This window comes from Mesorhizobium sp. P3_A2 (genome assembly GCF_056403115.1).
The window spans coordinates 924,220-940,080 of the sequence record NZ_JBFUGC010000001.1 but is presented as its reverse complement, the minus strand read 5'-3'; the positions used below and the strand labels follow the sequence as shown (position 1 = coordinate 940,080).

Annotated in this window: 14 protein-coding genes; 10 read left to right on the top strand and 4 right to left on the bottom strand. The window is 61.0% G+C overall.

Annotated features, from left to right (window positions below):
* Positions 1-227: 227 nt before the first annotated feature.
* From AC1DXM_RS04415 to AC1DXM_RS04400, 4 genes are all read left to right on the top strand, one after another.
* Entirely contained in the window at positions 228-1,199 is a 972-nt protein-coding gene (locus tag AC1DXM_RS04415; protein WP_477231921.1) for an efflux RND transporter periplasmic adaptor subunit, read from the top strand.
* The gene (locus tag AC1DXM_RS04410; RefSeq protein WP_477231920.1) at positions 1,199-4,297 is read left to right on the top strand and encodes an efflux RND transporter permease subunit; all 3,099 of its coding nucleotides are present in this window, start codon (positions 1,199-1,201) and stop codon (positions 4,295-4,297) included. Before AC1DXM_RS04415 ends, AC1DXM_RS04410 begins: the two co-directional genes overlap by 1 nt.
* A 67-nt stretch (positions 4,298-4,364) precedes the next feature.
* A complete protein-coding gene (locus tag AC1DXM_RS04405; RefSeq protein WP_477231919.1) occupies positions 4,365-4,907 on the top strand; it encodes a hypothetical protein in 543 nt (180 codons plus the stop codon).
* 164 nt (positions 4,908-5,071) lie between these two features.
* On the top strand, positions 5,072-5,512 hold the full coding sequence (locus AC1DXM_RS04400; protein ID WP_477231918.1) for a hypothetical protein: 441 nt from the start codon (positions 5,072-5,074) through the stop codon (positions 5,510-5,512).
* Positions 5,513-6,969: 1,457 nt separating this feature from the next.
* On the opposite strand, the gene AC1DXM_RS04395 is transcribed toward AC1DXM_RS04400, so the two are convergent.
* Genes AC1DXM_RS04395 through AC1DXM_RS04380 form a run of 4 tightly spaced genes read right to left on the bottom strand, consistent with a single transcriptional unit; the run spans position 6,970 to position 9,104 of the window.
* Positions 6,970-7,143, bottom strand: coding sequence for a hypothetical protein (locus AC1DXM_RS04395; RefSeq protein WP_477231917.1), 174 nt, complete (start codon positions 7,141-7,143; stop codon positions 6,970-6,972).
* Between the two features lie 32 nt (positions 7,144-7,175).
* Positions 7,176-8,303 (bottom strand): WD40 repeat domain-containing protein, encoded by a 1,128-nt coding sequence (locus AC1DXM_RS04390; protein ID WP_477231916.1) that lies wholly within the window; start codon positions 8,301-8,303, stop codon positions 7,176-7,178.
* A gap of 13 nt (positions 8,304-8,316) precedes the next feature.
* Entirely contained in the window at positions 8,317-8,634 is a 318-nt protein-coding gene (locus AC1DXM_RS04385; protein ID WP_477231915.1) for a hypothetical protein, read from the bottom strand.
* Positions 8,631-9,104: a hypothetical protein gene (locus tag AC1DXM_RS04380; protein ID WP_477231914.1), complete on the bottom strand. Its 474-nt coding sequence runs from the start codon at positions 9,102-9,104 to the stop codon at positions 8,631-8,633. The genes AC1DXM_RS04385 and AC1DXM_RS04380 overlap by 4 nt, the downstream gene beginning before the upstream one ends.
* A 555-nt stretch (positions 9,105-9,659) precedes the next feature.
* On the opposite strand from AC1DXM_RS04380, the gene AC1DXM_RS04375 reads away from it, so the two are divergent.
* The 6 genes from AC1DXM_RS04375 (at position 9,660) to AC1DXM_RS04350 (ending at position 15,839) form a co-directional block, all read left to right on the top strand.
* Entirely contained in the window at positions 9,660-11,333 is a 1,674-nt protein-coding gene (locus AC1DXM_RS04375) for an aromatic/alkene/methane monooxygenase hydroxylase/oxygenase subunit alpha (protein WP_477231913.1), read from the top strand.
* Between the two features lie 54 nt (positions 11,334-11,387).
* The gene (locus AC1DXM_RS04370; RefSeq protein WP_477231912.1) at positions 11,388-12,449 is read left to right on the top strand and encodes a 2Fe-2S iron-sulfur cluster-binding protein; all 1,062 of its coding nucleotides are present in this window, start codon (positions 11,388-11,390) and stop codon (positions 12,447-12,449) included.
* A 48-nt stretch (positions 12,450-12,497) separates the two neighbouring features.
* Positions 12,498-13,556, top strand: a complete 1,059-nt coding sequence (locus tag AC1DXM_RS04365) for an aromatic/alkene monooxygenase hydroxylase subunit beta (RefSeq protein WP_477231911.1) — start codon at positions 12,498-12,500, stop codon at positions 13,554-13,556.
* Positions 13,557-13,572: 16 nt separating this feature from the next.
* Entirely contained in the window at positions 13,573-13,944 is a 372-nt protein-coding gene (locus tag AC1DXM_RS04360) for an MmoB/DmpM family protein (RefSeq protein ID WP_477231910.1), read from the top strand.
* A 69-nt stretch (positions 13,945-14,013) separates the two neighbouring features.
* The gene (locus AC1DXM_RS04355) at positions 14,014-15,036 is read left to right on the top strand and encodes an amidohydrolase family protein (RefSeq protein ID WP_477231909.1); all 1,023 of its coding nucleotides are present in this window, start codon (positions 14,014-14,016) and stop codon (positions 15,034-15,036) included.
* Positions 15,037-15,041: 5 nt separating this feature from the next.
* Complete coding sequence (locus AC1DXM_RS04350; protein ID WP_477231908.1) at positions 15,042-15,839, top strand: iron-sulfur cluster assembly protein; 798 nt, start codon at positions 15,042-15,044, stop codon at positions 15,837-15,839.
* Positions 15,840-15,861 lie beyond the last annotated feature (22 nt).

Sequence of the window (15,861 nt, the reverse complement as noted above, 5' to 3'; positions counted from 1 at the left end):
TTGACGATATCGTCGTTTTGACATATAAGTCCAATATGAAATCGAAGCCCGGCCGATAACCGGGGCTCATTCATCATCAGTTCCTGCAACCCCGATCCTTTCGAGCGGAGGCTTTCATGCGCCTATCGTACGGCAAATTCCTTTGTGTCTGTCTTGCCGGCCTTTGTCTTGCCGGCTGTTCCGAAGAGGAGAAGGCAGCATCTCCAGCACCGCGGCAGGCGCGGGCAGTGGTGGTGACGCCTCACAAGCTTGCCACGGTGGCGCAGGGCGCCGGTCGCGTCCAGTCGCGTTATGTCAGCGAGGTCGGCTTCGAAGTCGGCGGCCGCGTCATCTCCCGCGATGTCGACATAGGCGCCATCGTCAAGAAAGGTCAGAAGCTCGCCGAGCTCAGTGCCGTCGATTACCGTAACAAGGTGACGGCCGCGGAGGCCGACCTCACGGCGGCCAAGGCCACGCTCATCCAGGTCGTGGCCCAGGAGGAACGCTTCCGCATTCTGCTCGGCAAGGGCTTTACCACGCGTTCCCAGTACGACGAGGCGCTGAAGTCGCTACAGAGCGCACAAGCTGCCGTCCAGGCGGCCGAAGCCAATCTCCGGATCGCTCAAAACCAGCTCGGTTACACGCAGCTGCTCGCGCCCGACGACGGCATCGTGACGGCGACGGCGGCGGACCCCGGTCAGGTCGTCGTCGCGGGCCAGACGGTTGTTGAAGTCTCCCGCAATGACGCGCGCGAGGCCGTGTTCGCTGTCGCCGGGTCAGATATCACCGGGGCAAAGCTCGGTATGGCGGTGAACGTTTCGATCCAGGGCCGGCCCGATATCGCGGCCACCGGCACGATCCGCGAGATTTCGCCCGAGGCCGACAACACGACCGGAACCTATCAGGTGAAGGTGGCGCTGACTTCGCCGCCGCCAGAGATCCGGCTGGGAGCGATCGTCGTAGGCCGCGTCGAAAGCGAAGGAGCCCAGGAGGTCACCACACTACCCCCGACCGCACTGCTGCAGTCCGGAGACAAGCCGCAGGTCTGGGTGATTGGCGGTGACGGCAAGGTTCAGCGCCGGAACGTCCAGCTGCTTCAATTCGATACGGACTCCGTCGTCGTCAGCCACGGTCTTTCGGCAGGAGAGAAGGTCGTGACAGCCGGCGTCAATTCGCTGGCAGACGGTGAGTTGGTCAACGCTGAGACGGAGGTGAAGTGATGACACGGTTCAATCTTTCGGAATGGGCCGTCAACAACCGGGCCATCGTCGTATTCCTCATGCTCGTCTGCGTCATCGGTGGCATCAGCGCCTATGAGCGACTCGGCCGGCAGGAGGATCCGGACTTTACCGTGCAGACCATGGTGGTCCAGGCGGTCTGGCCCGGGGCCACCGCGGCCGATATGCTCACTGAGGTGACCGACAAGCTGGAGAAGAAGCTCGAAGAAACTCCCAAGCTGGATTACCTCAAGAGCTACACCAAACCCGGCCAGGCCACCATTTTCGTCTACCTCAAGGAGTCGACGCCCAAGAGCGATCTCGACGCCATCTGGTACCAGGTCCGCAAGAAGGTCAGCGACGTTCAGGCGACGCTTCCCCCTGGCGTGATCGGCCCCTTCTTCAACGACGAGTTTGGCGACGTCTTCGGCGTCATCTACGGGATCACCTACGACGGCTTCACGCCGCGACAGGCCCGCGACTTCGCCGAGACGGCGCGGACCGAGTTCCTGCGGTCGTCCGATGTCGGCAAGGTCGAGATTTTTGGCGACCAGGACGAGAAGATCTATCTCAGCTTCTCACCCCAGAAGCTCGCCAATCTCAAGCTCAACCTCGACGAAGTACTCACGGCGATCGCCCGCCAGAACGCCGTTGTGCCCTCCGGCGTCATCAACACGCCGCATGAGAACATGCTTGTCGACGTCACGGGCTCGCTCCTGACGCCCGAGAATGTTGCCAACCTCAATCTCTGGATCGATGGGCGCTTCTACAAACTCACTGACATCGCCAACGTTCAACGCGGCTACAGCGACCCGCCCACGAAGATGTTCCGCGTCAACGGCAAGCCGGCTATCGGCATTGGCATCAACATGCGCGAGGGCGGCAACAACCTCGAATTCGGCGAAGGCCTGCACGAAGCGGCCAAGCGCCTGACGCAACGCTTTCCCGTCGGCATTAATCTCAATCTGGTTTCGGACCAGCCCGAGGTCGTGCGCGAGGCCATCGGCGAATTCACCAAGGCGCTGGTCGAGGCGATTGTCATTGTACTCGCCGTCAGCTTCCTCAGCCTCGGGCTCAGGGCAGGGCTCGTGGTTGCCCTGTCAATACCGCTGGTACTCGCGATCGTCTTTATCGCCATGGAAGCGATGGGCATCAGCTTGCAGCGTATCTCGCTGGGCGCTCTCATCATCGCGCTCGGCCTGCTGGTGGATGATGCGATGATCACTATCGAGATGATGATCTCGAAGATCGAGGAAGGCATGGAAAAAATCAAGGCGGCTACCTTCGCCTACACGTCAACCGCGTTCCCCATGCTATCGGGAACTCTGATCACGATCCTCGGCTTCCTCCCAATCGGCTTTGCCGACAACAACACCGGACAGTACACGTTTTCGCTGTTTGCGGTCATTGGGGTTGCGCTGGTTGCGTCCTGGTTCGTGGCCGTGATCTTCGCGCCGGTAATCGGGCTTTCCTTGCTGCCTTCCCGCATGAAGGCGCACGCTCATGGGCCTGGCCGCTTCATGCGCGCTTTCATCGGCTTGCTTGGTTTCAGCATGCGGCACCGCTGGCTCACCATCGCAGCCTCGCTTGCCGCCTTCGGTGCCTCGCTCTACGGCATGGGTTTTGTGCAGCAGCAGTTCTTCCCGGCGTCGAACCGGCCCGAGCTTGTGGTAACGATGACGCTGCCGAAGAATGCCTCGATCGCCGCGACCGAGACGGAGACGAAACGGCTGGAAGAGTGGCTTGCCAGCGACCCGGACATCGCCAGCTTTTCTTCCTATGTCGGCGGCGGGGCCATCCGCTTCTATCTGCCGCTCGACGTCCAACTCGACAACGACTTCATGGCGGAGACCGTGGTCGTTGCGAAGGACCTCGAGGCGCGCGACCGCGTTCTGGTGAGGCTCGAGACGCTGTTTGCCGACAGCTTCCCGGACGTGAAGGCCCGCATCTCGCGCCTGGAACTCGGCCCGCCCGTCGGCTGGCCGGTGCAATACCGGGTGAGCGCACCGACGGCCGACGAGGCGAGGAAGCACGCGGAGGAACTCGCAAATGTCCTGCGGGCATCCGGACTCGTCCGAAACGTGAACTATGATTGGGCGGAGAAGAGCAAGGAGCTGCGCATCGTGGTCAATCAGGATCGCGTGCGTCAGGCTGGCCTGAGCTCGCAACAGGTCGCGCAGGCACTCGACCGCGTGACCAGCGGCTCGACCGTTACCCAGCTTCGCGACTCAATCTATCTGGTCGATGTCGTTGCGCGGGCCGAGAGCAGCGAGCGCTCAAGCGTTGAGGCCTTGCGCAATCTTCAGATCCCCACCGCGACAGGCGCCTCAGTGCCCCTGCGCGAGCTTGCCGAGTTCCAGTATGATCTCGATGAGGGTTATATCTGGCGTCGCGGCCGCCTGCCTACGATCACAGTTCAGGCGGAACCGCTGCCGGGGCTGCAGCCCGCCTCCGTTCACGAGAAACTTGCAGGCGCGATTGAGGCGCTGCACAAGTCGATGCCTGCGGGCACCCTGATTGAGACCGGCGGCACGGTCGAGAAGAGCGGCCAAAGCAACGCCGCGCTACTGGCCCAGTTTCCGCTGATGATCACGCTGATGCTTACCGTACTCATCGTGCAGCTCGGCAGCTTCCGCCGGATGGCGATGGTGATCAGCGTGGCGCCTCTAGGCCTCATCGGGGTCGCGATCGCGCTGCTGACCACGAGCACGCCGATGGGCTTCATCGCCATCCTCGGGATCATCGCACTTGCAGGCATGATCATCCGCAACTCCGTGATCCTCGTCGATCAAATCGAGCATGAGCGGGCACGCGGCATCGATCCGTGGCAGGCGGTGATCGACGCGACCACGCACAGGTTCCGGCCGATCATGCTGACCGCGGCTGCAGCCATCCTTGGCATGATCCCCATCATGCACGACGTGTTCTGGGGGCCGATGGCCTACGCGATTGTCGGCGGGCTCGCCGTGGCCACGGTGCTTACCCTGGTCTTCCTCCCGGCGCTCTATGTCGCGGTCAATCGTATCCAGGAGAAAGACGAGCCGACGGCATCGGCCGAGCCGGATGCGATTGCTGCGCCCATGCTCGCATCTCAGTACTGAGAAGGGGATCGGTATGCCGCAAACGTCGTCCACTCTCCTTCATCGCTACTTCGGATCGGATGCCACGATGTACCCCGGATCGGGCGAGACCGCCCGCGAATATGCCGACAAGATGCTGCTCTCAGCGCTGCAGGAAGCGCAATCGGCGGCGCGCTCCTACGACACGCGGGCCCAGATTGTCGGTGTGGGCTACATCCTCGCGCTCAACCTGGTGCTGCGGTTCGGCGATCTGTTGCCGATCCATGCGCCAATCGGGCCGCTGTTTTATGCGGTCGTTTGGGGTATCGTGATCATGCCGATCATGCAGTTCGGCCACGTTCTTTATCCGAGCCGGATGCGCGCGGAAAAAGAATTCAATGGCAAGGTGTCCGGGGGTTCCGCCGTCGCGCCGGTCTACTATATCGACCCCGGCTCCTTCGCAGATGTCCGAGCCCTGGTCCACCAGGCGTTGAAGTCCGATTGGACCTCAGTGCTGGCCACCGAATTGCTGAAGACCTCGCGTGTCCGGACCATCAAGCAGGCGCGCTTCCACCGCGGCCTGCTGATGACCGTCTTGTCCTTCATCGTGCTGGGTGGCGAGCAGCTTCTTCGAAGTTTCACGCTGGCCTGATGAGCAACATGACAAATTTGAAACGAGACCACGAGCTATGAGGCTGGGAAGCGTAGCAGCCGACCTCACCGCCTTTCCCGCAACTGCAAGGGAGCGCTTCGGCTCGGCAAGGATCAACTCCTCCGCCAGGCCGGCGCCCGACCGGAAACTTCAAGAAAAGTCGCATGACTATGGACCCAGCAACCATCACCGCCGTCTCCGCGCTGGCCGGTTCCGCCATTGGCGCCTTGTCATCCGTCGCCACGAGCTGGCTTACCCAGCATCGTCAGAATCGGATGCAGCGGCTCGAGCAGGAGGCCTCGCGTCGCGAGCGGCTGTTCGGCGAGTTCATCGACCAAGCTTCGAGGGCCTATGCTGACGGCGTGGTCCAGGAACGCCTGGATGACCCGTCCAAGCTGGTCCCGATGTACACCGCCATTAGCAAGCTTCGCCTGTTTGCGATGCCAGGTACCATCGGGGCCGCCGAGGCAGTGCTTGAACACGTCGTCACGACATACGAGACGACTTCGTCCGCCTTGGCGGTCCGGCACTCGCGCGTGGCCGCCCATGACATTCTGCGCGTGTTTGCAGAGGCCTGCCGCGCGGAGCTGGCGTCCGTGCGCTAAACTCCGGGAGGACCTCGCTGAACAAGTTCATCAGCGCCACGCCTGTGCCAGAAGAAGCCAGCTCGCCGTTCAAAATAGCGGGATGGGAAGCCTGTTCACGGCAGAAACGCTCGCCGTCCCCTGGAGCACGGCTCCGAACGTTCGCAAACGAAGTTAGCCAAGGTCGACTGTATGGCGTCACGGAACGATGCGGAACGATACGGGAAGATTTCTGATTTTGGCCCACGAAAAACTCAATAAAATCAACGTTCTTACTACGTCCTCCGGGCCCACCAACTTATTATAAATCAATGGCTTACGCTTAATTATTTGAGTTTGAATTGAGCGTTGTCGGGTAAGTCTCTGCCTTTTGGGTGAAATGGTTTTGGGCTCGTCCGTCAATTTTCTCCGTCTCGCTGATGGCACCCGTCACACGTAGCTCAACAACTCCGGCTTCGAAAGGCCCTGCAACGATGCGTGCGGTAATCGGCGGCAACGACGTGCAATTAGGCCGGTTCTGAACTCGGCCACGGCCTCAAAATGCTCGAAGGCGCTCGCCATTCGGTTGATCTCTGCCGATCCGGCAGCCGATTCCGATGGAACTCTTTTTGAAAGTATCCAGCCCGGTAGGGGCAAAGGCGCTGCGGAGGCGCCTTCTAGACATTCAGTCAGGCAACGAGACACCGACGGAGGGCGGCTCTCGCGATAGCGACCGGGGACCACTTCAGCCATCTCCATTGTTTGCGAGATTTATGGCATAGAGGCCGTATGCAGATCTCGGGCATTGGCAGGATCATCTTCTGGTCTGGCGGAAGTCTTTGGATCGGGCAAGCAGTTGGCCTGATTGAGTGTCACTCCCACCATGCCATTCAGGTCAGCATGGGCCGATCCGATCGCGTGCAATTCCGAACGAGTGATGTGGCGGCCTGAGTATCCTATGGCGCGGCTTTCATTCCGTCCGACCTTACGCACTCGTTCCACGCACCGGGCAAGACGGTTGCCAACCTCTTCTGCGAGCCGGAGTCTGTGCCCTTTTGGGGTAGTGGCCGCGTAAGCCATTGCCGCTACACGGAGCCAGCTTGGTCCGCCAACACCCGAGTGCCAGCCGATGACTTCAGATGGTGACCTGTTCAGCCATTGCCGTCAGGTCCTAACATCATCCACTCCATCTTTGGCGCAAGCCACGGGGCAAGCTTGAGGAACCGCGGCAAGGCTCTAGCCACGTCAGGTAGTGACTTTGTATGTACCGATAAAGGCATGGTAGCCCCGGAGGCTGGAAATATGCGCTCGCCGACGTGGAAGCTGGCGCCGAGGCTTTCAGTCATTCAAGGACAGCTTCTCCGCGGCACCCCCGTGCCGCGAGCATGGCTAGTTAGAAATCAGCGAATGTCCGGCGATCAAGGCGACCACCAGGCTATGGCGCCGGCTGAGGCTCCTTCGGAGCCATGGCCTGCGAGCGCAATTGATCGGTTATGAGCCTAGTTGGTCTTCAATTGGCCGACTCGGTTTTCGGCAATCCAGCGGGCGGCAAGCACTAAGGCGCCCATACTGAAATCCTTGCCGTGCTTGGCCACCATCTCTTCCGACAGCTTGGCGAGCCGATCAAAAAATTCGTCCTTGCTCTCGTCCTCGGCGGTGAGTTCGGTCTGCATTTCGTCCTCCTGTTTCGTGCGGACTGCGGCCGCTATTTGAACATCTGCGCGGGAAAGGTGGCGATCGCGGCGGTGCCGTCAACGGTGCCGATCGCCAGATGCCGACCGTCGGTGGACCAGGCAAGCGCGGTGACCGCGCTACCCAAGGGCGTGACAAGGAGTTCGTCCCGCGCGCCGATCTGGGCGATGGTGATGCGGCCATTGGCGTAACCCGCGGCAATCAGCTTCTTCTCCGGATGCGCCGCCATCGCCTCGACCAGGACCAGCCCGGCGCGGCCCGTCTCCAGTGCGCCCGAGGTTTCGCCGTCAACTGGGGGAGCGGCCATTGACCAGCCTGCGATCCTGAAGGCGCCCGAGGCAAACAATGCATTCGCTGGCTGGCTCCAGCACACCGTGCGGACCGGCGATGGAAATCCCGCGACGATGTCAGCTCGGCCATTGGCCAGGCTGACCAGGGCAAAGCCGCCTGTCTCAAGCCCGCAGGCCAACCACGTGCCGTCGTCGCTCCAGCGGATCGACAGCGGGCGCGCCGGAAGAGAGACGTCGCGGATCAAGGCGGGATCGCCTTCGACCGCCCAGATCGACAGTCCGTCATCGAGCCCGCGAGCGAGGCGCCGCCCGCCTGGCGAGAAGGCCAGCGCGTCCGCCGACGATGTCGTGGCATGCTTCAGCTTCACGGCATCGCCCTGGCCGCACGACAGGAAGACATCATGTCCATTGCTGACAGCCGTCATGCCCGCCCTGGGGCTATGGTCGATGGCCACGATTGGCCCGTCGATCTTGACCAGGGTCTCGGCGACTTCACCGCCGGCGGTCAGATGCAACACGTCGCCGCTCGCCGCGCCGACCAGGAAGCCGGAATGCGCATAGGCAACGAGCGGCACATCGCCATCCGAGAATGCCGCCGTGGCGATCGACGGCACTGGCGGTTTCTCTCTCGGCCGGATCGTCGTCTGCCCGAGATCATTGCTCACCCTGAGCCGCGATTCCGGTGGCTCGTGATCCGCGACCGTGGCAATGGCGACGGTTCCGTCCACGGCGGTGAAAGCGGCCGCTGAACCGTCGGTGCTGAAGCGCAGATCGGCGATCGCCGATGGTCGTCGCCAGCTACGGGCCAGAAGATCGAACAAGGTCAGGTTCTGCATCGTCTGCTGGTTCACGGTCTCTCTCCCATCAGTCTTCGTTCGCCGCTGCGGCAAGCCGGCGATCGACGTCTTCGACATCAACTTCGGCCGCAACGATGCGGTCCTCGCAAGCCGTGCATGCCTGCATGATCGTCGCCGCGCTCTCTTCAGCCTCATGCAAGTCCCGCACCAGTTGCGCGCTGGTGCCGCTTCTGCCGATCTCCAGCTCCAGGCGCAGCACGTCCATTTCGATACCGGCGCGTTTCTGGTTGAGCCGCAACGCTTCCGCAGTGAGGGCGGAGACGCTGGCGACAAGATCGAGCCGGCGAGCAAGCAGCGCGTCACGCCTGTCGGATTCTCCGGTCATTGTTCGCTCCCCAAGGATCCCTGCGGTTTTTCGAAGGCCGACAGCAATTTAGGCAACGTGCCGGCCTGCGACTGGAATTGTTTTTCGGCCGTCTCAATGTGGCTCTTGAGTTGATCCCAGATGTCGACGCGGATCATCGATGTCGTGTCGCCGGTCAGGTGCTCGATCTCGTCGACACGGAACTGCCGCGTCAATGAAACGCCGGAAAACACGAAGTCGCGCAGCAGGATCGCGTGGCTTTCGATGAATAGATGGATCATCGGATGCGTCTCCGTGGTGACGCCGCCGACGGCGAGTTCGGCCCGGATGAAATCCTGGAAATGGCTCTGCAGTCGGTGCTGGCTCTCGCCCATGAAGCGCATGACAAACACCAGATCGCGCGGCATCAGCTTGACAAGATCGCCGGTGACGCCGTCGGCATGGCTGGACATTGGTCCGCGCGGCTCGCTTCTGTCTTCATCGCTAGGCATGGTCTCTCTCCAGCGCCAGGCCCGTCGATGGGCCGAGGCCTCCAAATAGTAGAGAAAGTTCAAGAATCAAATAGATGATATGTATTTCGTTTTTTGCTGCACTTGCTAACTAAATATGTTGCAGTTGCGAAATATACCGTAAATATTACAGGCGTAAGTTACATCTGTAAAAGAACGTTACAGTTTGCCTTCAACTCAAGCACCGAAAGAGCGCGGGTTTTGTTTGAGCGCCAGCCGCGGGCGTCATTTCGAAACTGGCACGACGCTTGCTTTGTATCTTTCCACAAGAAGCCCATCGCGCTTTGACGCGGTGCCAAAAGAACGAAGGAACGGAGGAAGCAGGCCGCTTCGATACGCCAACCGCATATGCGGTTGGCGCTGCGGATCCTGCCAGACGCCTCGAGAACCTTTGCCGCGATCCACTTGAATGGCCGGACCATGAGTCGCGCCTGAATGCGCAACCCTTTGTCATGCCGTTCGCATTCTCACTTGCGGTGCTGTGTGCCGCTTCATGCCGGGGTCAAGGGACCTGCGGCTCAAACCTGGTGGAGGCTTATGACCATGACGTCTCTGACGCTCAACAAGATTACCTCGCAACGCGGAATCTCCGTCGGCGAGGCGACCAAGAAGATTGCCGATCTCGGCTGGAATCCTTCCTACGTGCAGGAAGCGATGACGTTTCCCACGGACTACAAGATCAACAAGACGCCGCGCGATCCGATGAAGCAGGTTTTGCGGTCGTACTTCCCGATGCAGGAAGAGAAGGACAACCGCGTCTACGGTGCGCTCGACGCGGCATTGCGCGGCGACATGTTCCGCAACGTTGAACCGCGCTGGGTCGAGTGGATGAAACTCTTCCTGGCCATCATTCCCTTCCCGGAAATCTCCGCCGCCCGCTCGATGGCGATGGTTGCCCGTATCGCGCCCGGTGAGGAACTCAGGACCGGCTTCACCATGCAGATGATCGACGAGTTCCGTCACTCGACGATCCAGATGAACCTGAAGAAATGGTACATGGAGAACTACATCGATCCGGCCGGCTTCGACATCACCGAGGAAGCCTTCGGAAAATGCTACGCGACGACCATCGGCCGGCAGTTCGCCGAAGGCTTCATCACCGGCGACACGATGACCGCCGCCTGCATGTACCTGACCGTGGTCGCGGAGACCGCCTTCACGAACACGCTGTTTGTCGCCATGCCTTCGGAAGCCGCCCGCAACGGCGACTATGCGCTGCCCACCGTCTTCCTGTCCGTGCAATCCGACGAAAGCCGGCACATCGGCAATGGCCACTCGCTGCTGATGGCGGCGCTCAAGGAGCCGGAAAACCACCTCCTGCTCGAGCGCGACCTGCGCTACGCCTTCTGGCAGAACCACGCGATCGTCGATGCCGCGATCGGCACCTTCATCGAATACGGCACCACCAACCGCGACAAGAACAAGGAGTCCTACGCGGAAATGTGGCACCGCTGGATCTATGAGGACTACTATCGCACCTACATGCTGCCGCTCGAGAAATACGGCATCAAGGTCCATCACGACGACGTTCAGGCGGCCTGGGAGCGCATCACCAAGAAGAACTATGTCCACAAGGTCGGACAGTTCTTCGCGGTCGGCTGGCCGGTCAATTTCTGGCGCATCGAAGCCCAGACCGACAAGGACTTCGAGTGGTTCGAGCACAAATATCCGGGTTGGTACGCCGAATTCGGCGACTTCTGGAAATGGTATGCCAAGCTAAGCCACAAGGGTGAGAAGGTGCTGCTGTTCAACAGCGACGTCGGCTACGTCTATCCGCACCGCTGCTGGTCCTGCCTCGTACCCTGCCTGATCCGCGAGGACATGGTGGTCGGCGAGATCGACGGCCAACTCCATACCTTCGCCCACGAGCTCGACAAGTGGACCGCAACGGTTGCTTTCGCCGACGAGTATCAGGGCCGGCCGACGCCCGCGATGGGCCGCTTCAGCGGCAAGCGCGAGTGGGAGACGCTCTATGACGGCTGGGATCTGGCCGATGCGATCAAGGACCTGAACTTCGTCCGTTCCGACGGCAAGACGCTCGTCCCGCAGCCGCATCTGCGCTTCGACGACAAGGAGATGTGGACGCTGGACGACGTGCGCGGCAACAAGCTGGGCTCGCCGCTCAACGCGCTGCGTGCCATGTCGCCCGCGGATCGTGAGAAGCACCTGGCGGACTACGCCAAGGGCTTCACCATCAATCCCTGCAACTGATCAGGCCAAGGGGGGCGGGTTCGTCCCGACCCCTTCCTTTTACTGGAGGTCCGTATGTCGGAAACCCACACGGTCAGGCTAAGCCCAGTCGGCGTCGAGTTCGACGTCGAGCATGGTGAAACGGTGCTCAACGCCGCGTTCCGCCAGGGCATTGCGCTGCCGCACGGCTGCAAGGAAGGGCAATGCTCGGCCTGCAAAAGCGTGTTGCTCGAAGGCGAAGTCGACATGTTGAAATACTCGACCTTCGCGCTGAACGACATGGAGAAGGAGAGCGGGCACGTGCTGTTGTGCCGCTGCATCGCCTTCTCCGACCTGGAAGTCGAGCTTCTCAACTACGACGAGGAGATTCTGGCGAAAGCGATCGCCGTGAAGACGTACAAGGGCCGGATTGCTCGGATCGAGCACCTGACCCACGACATTCGCGGCATCGAGATCGAACTCGGCTCGCCGATGAAGTTCTGGGCGGGGCAATATGTCGACATCACGGTTACCACGCAAAAAGGGGAGACGATTACGCGCTCGTTCTCCATGGCAAATACGCCGGACCAAACCGAAAAACTCTCCTTCATCATCAAAAAATACCCTGAGGGAAAGTTTTCCGGAGAACTCGATTCCGGAGGCATCGAAGCCGGAGCCGAAGTCACGGTCGTCGGACCTTACGGAACCTGTTTCCGCCGCGACGAACGGCAAGGACCCCTGATCCTGGTCGGCGCCGGTTCGGGCATGTCGCCGATCTGGTCGATCCTCAACGACCATCTCAAGAGCGGCGAGAAGCGTCCGGTCTATTTCTTCTACGGCGCTCGCACCCGCAACGACCTGTTCTATTTGGACAGGATCGCCGAGCTGGTCCGCAATCATTCCGACGTCACCTTCATTCCCGTACTGTCGCACGCGAATGATGACGCCGAATGGGAAGGCGAACGCGGTTTCGTACACCAGAGTGTCGACGCCAAGCTCAAGCAACTGGCGGTCGACGGGCAGGGCGATGTCCATGCCTGTGGCCCGCCGCCGATGATCGATGCGCTGCAGCCGGTCCTGTTCATGAACGGGTTCGAAGCGGAGCGGATCTTCTTCGACAAGTTCACCACATCGGCAGGTGCAACGCCGGCCCATTAAAGGGCCGGCCATGCCAAGCCAACCACACTGCAACAAGGGAGAGAGACTATGCCTGCAACCTCGAGTTCAGTCGGATCAGGAGCCGCCGGCGCGGCAATCTTCGCCGACTCCGACAGCCGGAAATACCGGTATTTCGACCCGAAAGGCCAGCGCGCCACCCACTACGAGGACATGACGGTCGACGTTCAGCCCGACCCGGAACGCTACCTGATCCAAGACTGGATCATCTCGTTTGCCGACGGCAAGGGGGCCTATGTCAAGCAGAACACCGCCGCGCAGAGCTCCAACTGGCACGCCTTCCGCGCTCCCGACCAGGAATGGGAGCGCACGCACTACCAGCGCCAGTCGAAGATCGAGACGATGGTGCAGAGCGTCATCAACAACGCGCGCAAATCGGGCACCCCGAAGACCTTCGACAAGGCCTGGGTCAAGATCCTGCAGACGCAGCTCGGCGCCTGGAAACATGCCGAATTCGGACTCGGCACATCGCTGATGCAGGCGCAGCGTTACGGCTACACCCAGATGATCAACAACGCGACGCTGACCAACTCGTCCTACAAGCTGCGGCTCGCCCAGGACATCACGCTCTACCTTGCCGAGATCGGCATGGATCTTCCCGATTGGGACGACGAGCTCGGCAAGAAGGCCTGGCTCGAGGACAAGAACTGGCAAGGCACGCGCGAAGCGGTCGAGACCATCATGGGCGCGACCGACTATCTCGAGCAGTATTTCGCCATCAACATCATCTTCGAGCCGCTGGTGGGCGAAGTGTTCCGCTCCGGCTTTCTGATGCAGATTGCCGCCGCCAACCATGACTTCATCACCCCGGCGGTGATTTCGGCAGCCGAGGCCGACTATGAGCGCAACCTCGCCAACACGATCGACCTCATGCACCTGCTCGCCAATGACGAGAAGCATGGCGCCGCCAACAAGAAGCTCTTCCAGGGCTGGGTCAGGAAACACGGCGCGCTCGCTGACAAGGCAGCCACCGGCCTGCAGCCGATCTGGTCGATGCCGCATTCCAAGCCGGTCGCGTTCACTGACGTCCGCGCCAAATCCGAAGAGCGGATTGGCCAGATCCTCGGTGAACTCGGCCTCAAGCGCTGAAACAGGAGAAATCGTCATGTCACTATCAGCACGCGACGCAACCCATTCCAACATCTTCAAGGCGATGAAGGACATCACCTTCGAGCAGACGATTTCGCATCAGTGCGGCGTCACCATGAACGACTCCGTCGAGGCCAGGGCCATCGCCGAATTCATGGGTAAGAAGCCAGGGGTGACCATCACCTATCAGCCGGCCCTGATCCGCATCGACGGTGACGGCAAGCTGATCTTCAAAATGGATGCGATCGGTGAATATCTCGGCCGCGAGATTTCGGCCGAGACCTTCGAGGTCAACACCTCCACCCACTACGGTCGCATGGTTCGCGTCGACGACAACACCGTGATCCTGTTCGGCAACATGGACGAGATGTTCGAATACATCGAATAGCCGCCAAAAGGGCGCGCCGCCTGGTTGCGGCGCGCCGATCCGATCAACACGCATCTCGCGGAGAGAAGAATGTTTAGGACACCGGAAGGCAAGGATATTTTCGTGGTCGACGGCCACACCCATTTCTGGGACGGCAGCCCGGAGAACCAGAAAAATGTCCACGGCAAGCAGTTCATCGATTGCTTCTACGCCTATCACACGGGGCTGAGCCCCAAGGACCAGCTTTGGGAGAAGAGCAAGTTCGAAAAGTACAGCGCCGATGATCTCTATCGCGACCTATTCATCGACGGTCCCGACGATGTGGCGATCGTGCAGTCGACCTATCTCAAGGACTTCTACAAAAACGGCTTCAACACGATTGAGCGCAACGCCGAGGTGGCCAAGCGCTATCCGGAGCGTTTCATCGTCAATGGCGCCTTCGATCCGCGCGACGGCGAGAAGGCGCTCGAGTACATCCACTTCCTCAAGGAGACCTACAACGTCAAGGGCGTGAAGATGTACACGGCCGAGTGGAACGGCGCTTCCAAGGGCTGGAAGCTCACCGATCCAGATGCCTACAAATGCTTCGAACTCTGCGACAAGCTCGGCATCAAGAACATCCACGTCCACAAGGGCCCGACCATCCTGCCGCTCTCGAAGGATGCGTTCGACGTCCATGACGTCGATCATGCGGCGACGGATTTCCAGGGCCTCAACTGGATCATCGAGCATTGCGGCCTGCCCCGCCTTGACGATTTCTGCTGGATCGCGACGCAGGAAACCAATGTCTATGGCGGGTTGGCGGTGGCGCTACCCTTCATCCACGCACGCCCGCGCTATTTCGGCGAGGTCATCGCCGAGCTGCTGTTCTGGCTCGGACCGGAGAAAATCCTGTTCGGTTCCGACTACGCGATCTGGACGCCGCGCTGGCTGGTCGAGAAATTCTGGGCCTACCAGATCCCCGAGGATATCGCCGCAGAACGTGGCGTGCAGCTGACCGACGAGATCAAGGAGAAGATCCTCGGCCTCAACGCCGCGCGTCTCTACAACATCGACATCGAAGCCAAGAAGAAGGCGCTCGCCAGCTCGCCCTTCAGCATCGCGGCGGAGTAGGAGCCATGGCAAGCGCCAGCGTTTCCGGTGACCGCGAGAAGGAAATCTGGCGGCGCCTTGGTGAAGTCAACGACCCGGAACTCGACGAACCCGTCACCGAGATGGGGTTCGTCGAGCGGGCCGCGGTGAAGGGCGATGGCAGCGTGGAGGTCGATTTCCGCCTGCCAACCTACTGGTGCTCGCCCAACTTCGCGTTCCTGATGCTGGACGGCGTCCGCAAGGCGCTCGACCAGCTCTCCTGGGCGCCGGCCTACCGCGTCAAGCTGCACGACCACATGTTCGCGGAAGAGGTCAATCGCGGCATGGAGGCCGGCAAGACATTCGGCGACATCTTCGCCGTGCTTGCCGAGGACCAGGATCTTGGCGCCTTGCGCGAAACCTTTGCGATGAAGGCTTTCAAGCGGCGCCAGGAGGCGGTCTTGCGCGGCCTGCGGCTAAACGGTCTGACCGATCGCGAAATCCTGGGCATGGACCTGGCGGCATACGACGTCGCCCGGTTCGAAGCGGGCGACGCTGCCAAACAGAAGCCGCGATACCGAGCGGCTCTGCTCGAGCGTTTTGCCGACCGCCGGGCGGACGATCCTGTCTTCGTGACATGGGATGGGCAACGCATACCGGCTGACGCGCTCAGTGCCCATCTCGCCGAACTGCGCGGCGTGCGCATCAACATGGAGTTCAACGGCGCGCTGTGCCGTGGGCTCAGGCAGACCAGATACAAGGAACTGGATGTGATCGACGGCGAACCGACGCTCGTCGATTTCATTCTGGATCGCGTTCCGCCCGGGACCGCGCCGACCGCCTGAAGCAGAGCCGACAGCAACGGCC

Coding starts and splice junctions, on each gene's coding strand:
- AC1DXM_RS04375 (WP_477231913.1), top strand. CDS start 9,660: ATGACCATGACGTCTCTGACGCTCAACAAGATTACCTCGCAACGCGGA.
- AC1DXM_RS04355 (WP_477231909.1), top strand. CDS start 14,014: ATGTTTAGGACACCGGAAGGCAAGGATATTTTCGTGGTCGACGGCCAC.
- AC1DXM_RS04405 (WP_477231919.1), top strand. CDS start 4,365: ATGTACCCCGGATCGGGCGAGACCGCCCGCGAATATGCCGACAAGATG.
- AC1DXM_RS04350 (WP_477231908.1), top strand. CDS start 15,042: ATGGCAAGCGCCAGCGTTTCCGGTGACCGCGAGAAGGAAATCTGGCGG.
- AC1DXM_RS04360 (WP_477231910.1), top strand. CDS start 13,573: ATGTCACTATCAGCACGCGACGCAACCCATTCCAACATCTTCAAGGCG.
- AC1DXM_RS04380 (WP_477231914.1), bottom strand. CDS start 9,104: ATGCCTAGCGATGAAGACAGAAGCGAGCCGCGCGGACCAATGTCCAGC.
- AC1DXM_RS04370 (WP_477231912.1), top strand. CDS start 11,388: ATGTCGGAAACCCACACGGTCAGGCTAAGCCCAGTCGGCGTCGAGTTC.
- AC1DXM_RS04395 (WP_477231917.1), bottom strand. CDS start 7,143: ATGCAGACCGAACTCACCGCCGAGGACGAGAGCAAGGACGAATTTTTT.
- AC1DXM_RS04365 (WP_477231911.1), top strand. CDS start 12,498: ATGCCTGCAACCTCGAGTTCAGTCGGATCAGGAGCCGCCGGCGCGGCA.
- AC1DXM_RS04410 (WP_477231920.1), top strand. CDS start 1,199: ATGACACGGTTCAATCTTTCGGAATGGGCCGTCAACAACCGGGCCATC.
- AC1DXM_RS04400 (WP_477231918.1), top strand. CDS start 5,072: ATGACTATGGACCCAGCAACCATCACCGCCGTCTCCGCGCTGGCCGGT.
- AC1DXM_RS04385 (WP_477231915.1), bottom strand. CDS start 8,634: ATGACCGGAGAATCCGACAGGCGTGACGCGCTGCTTGCTCGCCGGCTC.